Genomic DNA, 12,323 nt, shown 5'->3' on the forward strand with positions numbered 1-12,323 from the left:
GCTCCCCATCTCTCTTTATGAGAAAGGAGGATGAATGAAGTGAAAAGAACCGCTTTATTTACTTTGTCATCGATGCTGCTCCTGTCACTTTTGACCCCGTTCCAGAACATTTCCGCAGAGTCTCCAAGCAAAAAACAGACTTGCCGTCCAGAAGGGTTATGGGATTCGGGTGTTGCCAACATTCCATATTGTGATGTGTACGATCTGGAGGGGCGCGAAAAGCTGGCCAATAATTTAGACCGCAGAATGATCGGCTATTTTACGGGCTGGCGTACGGGAAAAGGCAATCAAGATCGTTATTTAGTAAACGATATCCCATGGAAGTACTTAAGCCACATTAATTATGCATTTGCTCATATCGGGGAGGATCATCGGGTTTCAATCGGGAGCGAGACGGATGCGAACAACCCGTCCCTAGGGATGACCTGGCCGGAGTATCCGGATGTAAAGATGGATCAAACATTGACGTATAAAGGCCATTTTAACCTTCTTCACCAGTTTAATAAGAAATACCCCGATGTCAAAGTGTTGGCAGCAGTCGGCGGCTGGGCTGAAACCGGCGGTTATGTCGATAAGGATGGGAACCGAATACCAAGCGGAGGCTTTTACTCTATGACAACGAATGGTGATGGATCTGTGAACCACAAGGCAATCAGCACCTTTGCTGAATCTGTCGTAGCGTTTCTCAGAAAATATGAATTGGATGGAATTGATATTGACTACGAATATCCCACAACCATGCAAGATGCCGGCAATCCGTTAGATTGGAGCATTTCCAACCCGAGACGCAAGGGATTAAATCAAAGCTTTGATGTATTGATGAAAACATTAAGAGAAAAACTTGATCAAGCATCTGCTGAAGATGAACAATATTACATGCTCACCATTGCAGCGCCATCATCAGCCTATTTGCTGAGGGGCATGGAAACCTTTAAACCGCTCCGTTATGTCGATTATGTCAACATCATGTCCTATGATCTCCATGGAGCCTGGAATGAGTTTGTCGGTCCTAACGCTTCCTTATATGATAACGGCGAGGATGCGGAGTTAAAGCAGTCCAACATTTACAGCACGCCGCAATATGGGGGGATCGGATATTTAAATACAGACTGGGCTTACCATTATTTTAGGGGAGCGATGGAGGCAGGCAGAATCAATATCGGCGTTCCTTACTATACGAGAGGCTGGAAAAATGTGAGCGGAGGAGTAAACGGTTTGTGGGGAAGCGCTAAAAGTTCAAATTGTCCTCAAGGCCTTACCAAATGCGGCGACGGGGCAGTCGGGATCGATAATATTTGGCATGATCAAGATGAGCAGGGAAATGAACTGGGAGCAGGAGCAAATCCGATGTGGCATGCCAAAAATCTCGAAAAAGGCATTGCCGGTTCTTATCTAGAAAGGTATGGACTAAGCAAAGCCGATTTAAAAGGTGCTTACACTAGATATTATGACGCAGCGCTTGCGGCACCTTGGCTATGGAATGACGAAAAGAAAGTATTTCTATCTACTGAAGACGAGGAATCAATAGAAACAAAGGCCGATTATGTCATTGAAAAAGGAATCGGTGGTGTGATGTTTTGGGACTTAAGCGGTGACTATGACTGGTATCCCGACAGAAATGACAACAATGGAGAGTACGGTATCGGCAGGACATTAACGAGAACCTTATATCATAAATTTGCGGACGCGACACCATACGATAATCGGCTCAGCACGTCACCTTTACCTCGCGAATCACTAGATATCAATATAGAGTTTACCGATTATCCGTTAGGAGATCAAAATTACCCGATCCATCCGAAAATGAGGCTGACGAATAACAGTGATGTCACCATAACAGGAGGATCTGTGATTGAATTTGATGTGCCTACCTCTACTTCACCCCTATTTGGAAGCTGGAGCGGTGACCAGGTTGAAGTCATTTCTAAAGGGCATACAGGCCCTAACATTGGCGGGCTGACAGGAGATTTCCACCGCATCGGTGTGACCCTATCAAATTGGAAGTCAATTAAACCAGGTGAGACAGAGGAGTTTCAGCTTGTCTATTACTTGCCTATCAGCGGACCATCTCATTTCACCATCACCATTGATGGTGAAAAGTACAGTTTGAAAGGCCAGTGAGGGCGAGTTCTATTCCCGCAAGCACAGCTGTAGCAAAAAACGAAGACCAGCCCGTTCTCGAGGGAAGCGGGCTGTCTTCATGTCCTTATTGTTTTATTGTGCGCTGTCTTTCAGTTTGTGAAATGAAAAGACTTCTTTTGTGATGGGGGTGCCTCTATTGTATGAAGAACCTCCGTATACTCCATTCGTATGAACCGCAAGAGAGCATGGCCGCTGCAATTTATCTGTGAACTGCTTTGTTCAAATACAGGTGAACCGCTTTGTCCTCCGTAAGTGTCCATCGCATATTGCAGTTTGTAAGTTTCTGATACGGCGATCGATCCCGAATGCTGCCACTGTGTGCCCGATGGTGTGTCACCTGGATATCCACTGACGGTCAAGCTTGTCCCAACGAGGGATGAAGTGGTGTATGATTATCTAAAGTAACCGGCGGTGTTGCCAATTGGCTCACTGTGTTCGAGGCTCAATTTTCTCGGCAGCCTGAGGCAGAAAGAGCATCTCCTGCCTGTTTGTTTGGAATCACGCAAACAACTTCAGCCCAACAACACCAATCACAATCAGCAGCAGGCTGAGCATGCGAATTATGTTTTTCGGCTCTTTAAATAGAATCATATTAAACAAGACAGAGCCCGCAGTTCCAAGTCCAATCCAGACCGTATAAGCGACGGATACTTGAACGGAAGAGAACGAGGCGTATAAAAACAAAAAGGATAAGGCAAAACCGCCGACAAATAGGATGCCTGTCGTGATTTGTTTTTTCTTACTAAACATATTCAAGCCAATGGTTCCGCCGATTTCAAATGCAGAGGCTAACAACACAAAAAACCAGCCCATATTATACCGCTTCTCCTTTCTGCTCATGTGTCTCTCCATCAGACACTTTTAGTCCAATAATGCCAAGGACCAATATTCCCATAAATAATAGCTTCTCGAATGAAAACGAACCGCCGAACAGCGCATAATCCATTATAGACGTACCGATTGTTCCAACTCCGGCAAATACGGCGTATACCGTTCCAGTCGGCAGCTTCTCACAGGCTTTCATTAAAAAATAAAAATCAATTGGGATGAGGCAAATAATGACCGCCCATTCCCATACAGCATCTGCTTTATTTAAACCAAACACCCAAAGTAATTCGAATAAACAGGTGAGGGCGACATACATCCAGCTTTTCTTCATGATATTTCCTCCTAAAACTGACGATTCGTCATTTTATAGCCAAAAAAGAGCGTACAGCAAGTGCTGTACTATGTTAAGGTGTCTCTATGCCAAGTGCGTAAAGGAGAAATTGCTTGACCTCTCGTTTTTGAATCAGAACCTCTTCTGTATCTGTTTCTGTAAATAAATACATTTGCTCAGCTGACGATTCAAGTAAACCGATAATGAACTTCGCCGCGTAATGACAATTTAAATTGGCACGGACTCTTTTGTCCTGCTTTGCTTTTTCTAAAAAAGCAGCGACCCATTTGTAAATCGGCTCATAAATATCTTCCCATTCCTTTAAATGCTCAGTGGCAGCTAAACCTGAATAGGTCAGGGCAAGGACATCACGGTATTGTCTTGTAAAAGAAAATATAAATTCAACAAGCGCATCTGCTTGATCGAGTACATCCGCATGCTGAGTTAATTCCTTTTCAATTGCAGGAACCATCTCCGAGATCAGATGCTCTGCGATAGCAGGCATGACAGACAGCTTTGAAGGGAAATATAAATAATACGTTCCTTGCGCCACCCCTGCTGCTTTCACAATATCCGAAATGGTCGTCTTTTCAATTCCTTTTTCTTTAAACGCGTCAATGGCAGCAAGCATAATCTTTTCTCGTTTTGACATATCATCACCGACCTTAAATGACTGAATGTCAGTCAGTTTAGCGGAAAACTGACAATTTGTCAATATGATATTTCCTTCATTGATTGAGAGAATAAGTGATGAATAGATGCGGGCAGGTCTGAATAAGCTGTAATATGGTCAAGCATTATGTGAGAAAGGGGCAGCTCTCCGTATGACATCGAGCGCTATGTTTTCAATGGCTTATTTCCTCCTGCTCGTCCCGCTATATATACATATGAGATACAGACAGGCAAAAAGGCACAAACGCTTTATCTATTTGCGAACAGAAATGGTCCTTGCCTGTCTGTTTGTTTATACGAATGTTTTATTATATTTGACGGTCTTTCCGAATCGTTTCTCTGCACCAAGGGATCAGGTGAGTGTCAATCTCATTCCTTTACAATCTATTTATCAAAATCTTCACGCCTACCATCACGGTTATCCAAATCTCGTCTTTTTGAATTTGGCAGGGAACATTTTATTATTTGTGCCACTCGGTTTTTTTCTTTATCAAGCCTTTCGGACAATGCGCTGGCAAAAGGCGATTTTAGCCGGCTTGATCTTGTCAGCAATGATCGAAGTACTTCAATGGATGTTCTCGCAATCTGGTATGATTACAAGAAGCAGCGATATTGATGATATCCTCTTAAATACACTTGGCACAGCGCTAGGATGCACTTTGTATCAGATGTATCGACGAAGGAAGGAGAAAATCAGGTGAAGCGAGTTTGTATCATTCCATGTGGCGCTAAGAAAATATGGGACGTGAATCCAGAGGCAGGAAGCCAGCCGGCGAACCTTGTATACTTAAGCCCGCTGCATCAGCGTACGAAAAGCTACGCTCAAACATTTTTTGCAGACTGGCTGATTTTATCAGCAAAGCACGGATTCTTAAAGGCAGATGATTTCGTTCATGAAAATTACGATGTGGCATTTGGCACGCCGCATGCTGAACAGGTGACACGAGAAGAACTGAGTCATCAATTTCATGAGAAAAATCTGTCCGCCTATGATGAGTTTGTGATACTAGGTGGAAAGAAATATCGAAAAGTGATCGACCCTTTATTACATCCTCATCAAAAAGCGAATTATCCGCTGGCTCCATATAAAGGAATTGGTTATATGCTTCAGGCGTTAAAGAGAGCCGTTGAGACAAAAATAGAACTTCCGCCGCATATTTAACTCATTCACATCTCCCAGTAAGCAGGGTTTTCATCATCAAAAAGAGAATGATTGAAGTAGCGATGCTGATTGTTTCTTATCTTTTCAGCAGCCACCAGGATGTCTGCATCGCTCATAAGAGGTGGTTCAATGACAAAGGGGGCGTATGAACATGACAACCATCTATTTAGCTGGTGATTCAACCGTTTCATCTTACCCAGATCGTCCTGTTCAAGGAGGATGGGGAGAGTTTTTACACCGCTATACCGCGCATGATGTCAAAGTCGAGAACCGGGCAATCGGTGGAAGAAGCTCAAAAACATTCATTGAAGAAGGACGCCTTGATGCCATATTGGCTGAGATTCAGCCGGGAGACTGGCTTTTCACACAAATGGGGCACAATGATGCTTCAAAGGATAAGCCAGAGCGGCATACAGAGCCTTTTACAACGTATAAAAGCTACTTGTCTCAATATATTCACGGAGCAAGAGCGAAAGGGGCAACCCCGCTTTTATTAACCCCTGTCGGCCGTTTTCATGAAAAAGACGGAGAATATATCAATGATTTCCCTGATTACTGTGCCGCTATGAAAGAACTAGCCGATGAAGAAGAGGTTCTTCTCGTGGATTTAAATACCGCAAGTCTTCAGTTGTATCAAATTTCCGGCATTGAGAAAACGACTTCTTTCTTTATGCTGTCAACAGGCATTGAAGATCGCACGCATTTTACAAAAGAAGGAGCAGATGCGATTGCAAGACTTGTTTCTCTTGAACTAAAGGACCTTGGTTTAACCATTGTATGATGGACGGCAGGACGAGCGAGCGCTCGTCCTGTTCTTTTTTTGCAGAAAGCTATTGATTCCCGTAACCAGAGTAGACTACAATAGATACATATGATAATGAGAATCAATATCACTTATAAATAGATCGAACGATGAAAAACAACTGGAGGGACTCAAATGACAGATCAGCTTGAATTGTTTGACGTCACAATTATTGGCGGCGGTCCAGCAGGAATGTACACCGCCTTTTATAGTGGGATGCGGGACTTAAAGACGAAGGTACTTGAGTACAACGAAAGCCTTGGCGGAAAAATCCTTCTGTATCCTGAAAAAGTCATTTGGGATGTGGGCGGTTTGCCGCCAACAAGAGGAGAACAGCTGATTCAGCAGCTCGAGACGCAGGCGAAAACATTTGAACCCGAGATTGCGCTGAATCAAAAAATGACGAAATTCGAGCGCGTAGAGAATGATCACATCTTGCTGACGGCTGAAAATGGCGACCTTCATTTGACAAAGACCCTCATATTAGCCATGGGTCACGGGATCCCAGTCCAGCGGAAACTTGAAATCGAGCATGCAGACCGTTATGAGGTGACAAACCTGTATTACACAGTGCAGGAGCTCAAGACATTTGCAGGGAAGCGAGTAGTCATCTCTGGAGGAGGCGACTCAGCTGTTGATTGGGCAAATGCCCTTGTTTCAATTGCTGAAAGTGTCACCGTTGTGCATCGCCGTGACATGTTTGGCGGACATGAGAAAAACGTCGCCAACATGAAGGCATCTTGTGCACGAATTTTAACACCGCATGAACTGACAGAGCTTCACGGTCAAGGTGACAAAATTGATGCTGTCACGATTCAGCATTTAGAGACAGGTGACATCGAGCGAATTGAAACAGACGCTGTCATCGTCAATCATGGCATGAAAGGTGATTTAAGTGTTCTATCAGAATGGGGCTTAAAGCAAGGTGAATGGGGATTGATCGAGGTCAATGAAAATATGGAAACCAATTTACCCGGCGTATATGCGGTAGGCGATTTATGTACACACAAAAGCAAAGTTCGTTTAATTGCTGGTACGTTTGTTGACGGAGTAAATGCGTTGAATAGCGCAAAGCTTTACATCGAACCAGAAGCCGAAAAAGTGGCGTACGTCTCTTCCCATAATGAACGCTTTAAAGAGAAAAACAAAGAACTGCAAACGGCTGGAGCTCGTTAAATCATTCAAATAACATCATAAAAGTGCTGCCCGCATGTGGCAGCACTTTTTATATGGGGCTATTAACTGCGGGGCGCAAATAACATCACACTGACTCCTGCCAAACAGATCAAAGCACCTTATCCAGTCGTAGAAATCAGGTGTTTTACGATCGACCCACCAGCCCCAAAACACAGCAAGAACAACAAACACACCGCCATAGGCCGCATAAACTCGTCCAAAGGTCGGGAACTGCTGGAAGGTAGGGATGACCCCATAAGCGACGAGGATGAGGCTGCCGGCGATTCCATAGCTGACAGGTTTTGCTTCACGCAGCCAAAGCCAGACAAGATAGCCGCCGCCAATTTCAGCTAAACCAGCTAATAGAAAAAGGACAATCGTTACAATCATTTACGGACACTCCAGTTCTCCTATTTTACGTTCTATTATGACATGATCAAAGAATGCGTTCTATCCAATTTGAATTGAGAGACTGGCGAGAGTTTGCTAAAATCAACTGAACAGTGAACGGTAACACATGGATTCTTGACTTTTTTGGCATAAGTGATCCAAATGGTCTATCAGTTCGTAAAGTAAGTACATTCTCATGAGGAGCACACTTCCTTTTTCAGCGCTCTTTTTTTCTCCTTAAAAAAAGAGTAAAGTACAAAGTAGGCTTATCACTGTAATCTCGTGATATAGCAATACGTGAAGGATTTCATGATGAATGCAGCATGCTCTTTCTCATGAAAAAGGAAGGAGAGGACCATGGACACACTGAAGGACTTTGAGCTGTATCACAAGATCAAATATGATCGTCACAAGCCTTCGCTTGAAATGTTGTACGATCGTTATGAACGTGTATTATATTCGTTTATTTATAAAATGACTGGAAACCGTGAGCTGGCCGAGGAAGTGCTTCAAGAAGTCTTTATCAAGCTTTGGCGCGGCATAGGAGAATACAATATGGATAAAGGGAAATTCTCCTCGTGGTTATTCATGATGTCACGCAACACAGCCATTGATCTCCTAAGAAAACACCGGAACGAAACAGCACTGGAAGATGAACATATCGAATACTTAGCAGATCATCAAGAAGATGTGTCAAAAGAAGTAGAATGGAACGAGGAAAAACAAATCATACGTGAAGCAGTATCTACATTGTCAAAAGAACAGCAAACCATCATAGAAGATGTCTATTTTAAAGGACTGACACAAAAGAGCATTGCAGAAAAGCTAGGCATTCCCATTGGAACGGTGAAGGGAAGGGTTCGATTGTCATTGAAGCATTTACGAACGAGACTGTCTCGCGGAGGAAAGGAGGAAGAGGCATGACTCAGTGTAAACATCAAGTCATTGATTATTTCAACGGGCATTTACAAGGAGAAGAGAAGGCGCAATTTGAAGAGCACATCAAGCACTGCTCGGCTTGCAAAGAAGAGCTTGAAGAACTGACATCTCTCATGTCTGACATTCCGTTTCTAGCTGGTGACCAAACACCTCCGGCGGGGATGAAAGATCGCATTTTATCCCAAGTGTTTGAAGATGAGACGTCAGAGACAGTCGCAGAAAAGACCGACAAGAAAAAAGAGCTCGGGGTCGTATCTGAACGAAACGAGATCAAACCGCCGCAAAAGAAGCGAAACCAATGGCTATTGCCACTCGTTGCCGCACTGTTTCTCATGTCTGCAGCTGGAAACGTGTATTTCCTGACGAATGGAAAAGAACAAGCGGAAGAACCTGTAAGCGTTGTTGCGACAAAGTCACTGGCATCTGCCGCATCACCAAAAACAACGGGTGCTTTTTCAGTGATCGAGCATAACGGCAAAAAAGAGCTTGTTGTGAGTGCAGACGGGTTAAAAGGTCAGCTTGATTCATCTGCTGTTTATCAAGTATGGCTCATTAAAGGAGATCAGCCGGTTCCAGCCGGAGCTTTTAAAACAGACAGCAAAGGGGAAGGCACGGTCACCTATGCGTTATCTGAAAAAGAAGCAAGCGAATCATGGGATACAGTGGCTGTCACCCTTGAACCCAAAAAGGATAACCAGCTTCCGCAAGGTCCTGTCGTACTAAGTGCCGCATTTTAAAGTTTGTTATTGAAAGGATGCCTTTTGAAGGGCGTCCTTTTTTAATAGGCCAAGGGAACCTTTTAAAAAAGGAGACGTAGTACAGTAGAGGTGAAACACATGCAACCATACACAGAAAAACAACTATTTCTCTTATCATTCAGATACGCATTTATCGCTTTGTACTCTTTGGTGATTCCATTCATGGTAAAAGCCCTTTTTGTGCCATCCCCTTTATTTATTGTTTTGATCGCTCTTTTTATAACTCATAATCTAGTAGGAAGTATCGTGTGGTTTTACAAATCGAGACACATCCGAAAGCGTCAGTCAGGCGACCTATCCAAGCGGGGACATGTCTTTGTCCAGATCGTGCAAAGGCTCGAACAGCTCATGATAATCGGTTTTGTCATTCTCTGGATCAGCGAATGGATACAGGGAGGGGCAGATAACTTTACCCTCTCATTCACTATTTTTCTATTGATCATCTTTTCCCTGCATCACATTCAGTTTTATTACGTCCAACTATTCTTTAAGTCCAACAGCTGGTTCACTTATGTTCCTTCTTTGAAAAAGGCTCGTCCTTCTTATATTGTGAGGGAGCGAAAGGCTTTGAAGAGGTCATAAATGTGCAATCGCTCCGTTGATCCACCTATAAACATCAGAAAATTATGATAAAATGTGGAAAAGAAGCATGGAGAAAGGGAGTGCGAGCGAGTGAAAGCAGTTGGACTATTTGAGTACTTGCCGATTGAGCATGAGCAAAGCCTGATTGATCAGGAGGTAGCAAAGCCTCAAGCAGCTGGCAGAGATATACTGGTGAAGGTAGAGGCTGTGTCGGTGAATCCAGTTGATACAAAGGTGAGGTCACCGAAGGATCAGAAGGAAGAAGAACTGAAAATTCTTGGCTACGATGCAAGCGGAACGGTTGTTGAAGTAGGCGAAGCGTGTACGTTGTTTCAGCCTGGTGACCACGTGTACTACGCAGGAGATATCACGCGTCAAGGCTCAAATAGTGAGTACCAGCTTGTGGATGAGCGCATTGTGGCGAAAAAGCCTGCAAATCTCTCTTTTGCAGAAGCAGCAGCGATTCCTCTTACAACGATTACGGCATATGAGGCTTTATTTGACCGGATGCATGTCAAGCGAAATGCAGAAGGCTCGACACTGCTTATCATCGGTGGTGCAGGCGGGGTGGGCTCGATTGCCATTCAGCTGGCCAAATTGGCGAAGGCAACCGTGATCGCCAGCGCATCAAGACCAGAAACAAAAGAATGGTGTCTGTCATTAGGGGCCGATCATATCATTGACCATCATGAGCCGCTCTTCACGCAGCTTCAGGAAAAAGGGATTGGCGAAGTGGATTTCATTTTATGCTTAAATGATACAGACGGGCATTTTAAAGGCATGACAGAAGCCATTAAACCTCAAGGCACGATCTGTACCATTGTTGAAAATCAACACCATCTAGACATTCAATTGCTCAAAAACAAAAGTGCTGCATTTGTGTGGGAATTCATGTTCACACGGCCTATGTACGAAACAGCGGATATGATCAAGCAGCACGAGCTTTTAACTGAAGCGAGCGAGTTATTTGAACAGGGAAAATTAACGCATACTTTAACAAAGGTACTCAGCCCGATCAATGCCGCCAATTTGAAACAGGCACATCAAACGCTTGAGCAAGGGAAGATGATTGGTAAATTTGTGCTAGAAGGGTTTGAGAGAGGGGAGAGCATATGACGTCATTACAATATCCGATTGGCTTATATGAACCGGTTGAAACACAAACGAAAGAACAGCTTGAGGCATGGATCGATCAGTTGGCTGCGATTCCTCAACGGTATGAAGAGGTGACTGCACAGTTGGCAGATGCTCAGCTGGATACACCGTATCGGCCGGGAGGATGGACCGTCCGTCAGCTCATTCATCACGTAGCGGACAGCCATCTGAATGCTTACTTGCGATTCAAACTCGCTCTCACAGAAGTTACACCGCACATACGTCCATATGATCAGGAGGGATTTGCCTCCCTTCCAGATAGTAAGGCACCCATCAGCCTATCACTGTCCTTGATCAGCAGTCTGCATCGCAGGTGGGTCACCCTGCTTCGCGGGATGACAGAGGAAGACTTTAGCGATGCTTATTATCATCCAGCCGATCAACAAACGGTGTCTTTATATGATGCAACAGGAATGTACGTCTGGCATTCACAGCACCACCTTGCCCATGTGACGGAATTAATCAAAAGAAATCAGTGGAATTAAAGGAGTAGACACATGTCTGGTAGAAGAATTGTCGGCGCCATGTTTATTTGTATGGCGGCATTGTTTTATATAGCAAAATACGTTTTGTTTGAGATACGCTATAGTAACAGCTTAGGCTCAGAAAGAACGATTGAGGAACTTGAACATCTGCTGCCTGGTGGGACATGGATCAGCATCATTTTTCTCATCATCGGTGTAGGTTATCTCTTATGGGATGACAGGGAAGTCATTCGTCAATATCTCTTCACCCCAGATCGACAAGTAGAAGAAATAAAAAAGACGGACCTCAAGTGACCGTCTTTTTTCCTTTTCATTTTTAGCCTCGTTCAGGACGTAGTGCCTTTTCTAAAATGGCTAGACCTTCATTGACTTTTTCTTTTTCCTCATCATTGAGCCGTTGCAGGGAATTTTTAATTTTTTCGTGTCCTTTTTGATAAATACTTCTGAAAATATTTTTGGCTTCCTCTGTCAGTTCTACAACAATGATTCGCCGGTCACGCTCAGAATGCTTTCGCTCGACAAAGTTAGACTGTTCTAAACGGTCAAGCAGGCCAGTCATATTGGACAAAGAAGCCCCCATTTTTTCAGCAATTTCGGATACCTTGAGAGAGCCATGGTTATTGAGCAGCATGAGCACCTTCATTTGAGGCATACTCATATCAAGCTTCATCCATTCAGAAACATCTCCAAGTCCTGCAGCAGTGAGCACTTTCATATAGAGCACCCATGTCTTTTTTTCCTCAGGAGATAGAATTTCTTCTTTTAGTACGGTGGTGTCATGAATATTATATTCCACGCTTGTTCACTTCCTTTAAGCGGCTCTTTTCTTTATATTACTGATTTTCCCTTCTAATTGAAAGTATCATCAAGCTTTTGAATGTTAAACTGCATGAATCAAGTG

At 43.8% G+C, this 12,323-nt stretch carries 14 protein-coding genes and 2 pseudogenes; 10 read left to right on the top strand and 6 right to left on the bottom strand.

Going from position 1 to position 12,323, the window contains the following annotated elements; all coding sequences use genetic code 11:
* The first annotated feature begins 30 nt into the window (after positions 1 to 30).
* Positions 31 to 2,121, top strand: a complete 2,091-nt coding sequence (locus tag NPA43_RS04000) for a glycosyl hydrolase family 18 protein (RefSeq protein WP_256499412.1) — start codon at positions 31 to 33, stop codon at positions 2,119 to 2,121.
* 93 nt (positions 2,122 to 2,214) lie between these two features.
* Here the strand turns inward: NPA43_RS04000 and NPA43_RS04005 are convergent.
* The 4 genes and pseudogenes from NPA43_RS04005 to NPA43_RS04020 form a co-directional block, all read right to left on the bottom strand.
* Positions 2,215 to 2,585: pseudogene (locus NPA43_RS04005) on the bottom strand (trypsin-like serine peptidase); the annotation flags it as partial.
* Between the two features lie 55 nt (positions 2,586 to 2,640).
* Positions 2,641 to 2,955 carry a DMT family transporter gene (locus tag NPA43_RS04010; protein WP_099727630.1) on the bottom strand — a complete coding sequence of 105 codons (315 nt, stop codon included), beginning with the start codon at positions 2,953 to 2,955 and terminating at the stop codon, positions 2,641 to 2,643.
* Position 2,956: 1 nt separating this feature from the next.
* Positions 2,957 to 3,301, bottom strand: coding sequence for a DMT family transporter (locus tag NPA43_RS04015; protein ID WP_099727629.1), 345 nt, complete (start codon positions 3,299 to 3,301; stop codon positions 2,957 to 2,959).
* Positions 3,302 to 3,374: 73 nt separating this feature from the next.
* Positions 3,375 to 3,953, bottom strand: a complete 579-nt coding sequence (locus tag NPA43_RS04020; RefSeq protein WP_099727681.1) for a TetR/AcrR family transcriptional regulator — start codon at positions 3,951 to 3,953, stop codon at positions 3,375 to 3,377.
* A 172-nt stretch (positions 3,954 to 4,125) separates the two neighbouring features.
* Here NPA43_RS04020 and NPA43_RS04025 point away from each other — a divergent pair, with 172 nt between their 5' ends.
* The 4 genes from NPA43_RS04025 (at position 4,126) to NPA43_RS04040 (ending at position 7,113) form a co-directional block, all read left to right on the top strand.
* Positions 4,126 to 4,674, top strand: coding sequence for a VanZ family protein (locus NPA43_RS04025; protein WP_099727628.1), 549 nt, complete (start codon positions 4,126 to 4,128; stop codon positions 4,672 to 4,674).
* Positions 4,671 to 5,135 (top strand): DUF6884 domain-containing protein, encoded by a 465-nt coding sequence (locus NPA43_RS04030; protein WP_099727627.1) that lies wholly within the window; start codon positions 4,671 to 4,673, stop codon positions 5,133 to 5,135. Before NPA43_RS04025 ends, NPA43_RS04030 begins: the two co-directional genes overlap by 4 nt.
* Positions 5,136 to 5,286: 151 nt before the next feature.
* A complete protein-coding gene (locus tag NPA43_RS04035; protein ID WP_256499413.1) occupies positions 5,287 to 5,916 on the top strand; it encodes a rhamnogalacturonan acetylesterase in 630 nt (209 codons plus the stop codon).
* 156 nt (positions 5,917 to 6,072) lie between these two features.
* Positions 6,073 to 7,113, top strand: a complete 1,041-nt coding sequence (locus NPA43_RS04040; RefSeq protein WP_256499414.1) for an NAD(P)/FAD-dependent oxidoreductase — start codon at positions 6,073 to 6,075, stop codon at positions 7,111 to 7,113.
* A 62-nt stretch (positions 7,114 to 7,175) separates the two neighbouring features.
* Here the strand turns inward: NPA43_RS04040 and NPA43_RS04045 are convergent.
* A pseudogene (locus NPA43_RS04045) lies at positions 7,176 to 7,503 on the bottom strand (YnfA family protein).
* 357 nt (positions 7,504 to 7,860) lie between these two features.
* Here NPA43_RS04045 and NPA43_RS04050 point away from each other — a divergent pair.
* The 5 genes from NPA43_RS04050 (at position 7,861) to NPA43_RS04070 (ending at position 11,716) form a co-directional block, all read left to right on the top strand.
* Complete coding sequence (locus NPA43_RS04050; protein ID WP_256499415.1) at positions 7,861 to 8,427, top strand: RNA polymerase sigma factor; 567 nt, start codon at positions 7,861 to 7,863, stop codon at positions 8,425 to 8,427.
* Entirely contained in the window at positions 8,424 to 9,179 is a 756-nt protein-coding gene (locus tag NPA43_RS04055) for an anti-sigma factor (protein WP_256499416.1), read from the top strand. Before NPA43_RS04050 ends, NPA43_RS04055 begins: the two co-directional genes overlap by 4 nt.
* Before the next feature lie 693 nt (positions 9,180 to 9,872).
* Complete coding sequence (locus tag NPA43_RS04060) at positions 9,873 to 10,898, top strand: zinc-binding alcohol dehydrogenase family protein (RefSeq protein ID WP_256499417.1); 1,026 nt, start codon at positions 9,873 to 9,875, stop codon at positions 10,896 to 10,898.
* Entirely contained in the window at positions 10,895 to 11,422 is a 528-nt protein-coding gene (locus NPA43_RS04065) for a YfiT family bacillithiol transferase (protein WP_256499418.1), read from the top strand. Before NPA43_RS04060 ends, NPA43_RS04065 begins: the two co-directional genes overlap by 4 nt.
* A gap of 12 nt (positions 11,423 to 11,434) precedes the next feature.
* Positions 11,435 to 11,716: a hypothetical protein gene (locus NPA43_RS04070; protein ID WP_099727618.1), complete on the top strand. Its 282-nt coding sequence runs from the start codon at positions 11,435 to 11,437 to the stop codon at positions 11,714 to 11,716.
* A gap of 22 nt (positions 11,717 to 11,738) precedes the next feature.
* Here NPA43_RS04070 and NPA43_RS04075 read toward each other — a convergent pair whose 3' ends face one another.
* Positions 11,739 to 12,218: a MarR family transcriptional regulator gene (locus NPA43_RS04075; RefSeq protein WP_008341672.1), complete on the bottom strand. Its 480-nt coding sequence runs from the start codon at positions 12,216 to 12,218 to the stop codon at positions 11,739 to 11,741.
* Between the last annotated feature and the right edge of the window lie 105 nt (positions 12,219 to 12,323).

The organism is Bacillus pumilus, assembly GCF_024498355.1.
GTDB lineage: Bacteria > Bacillota > Bacilli > Bacillales > Bacillaceae > Bacillus > Bacillus pumilus_P.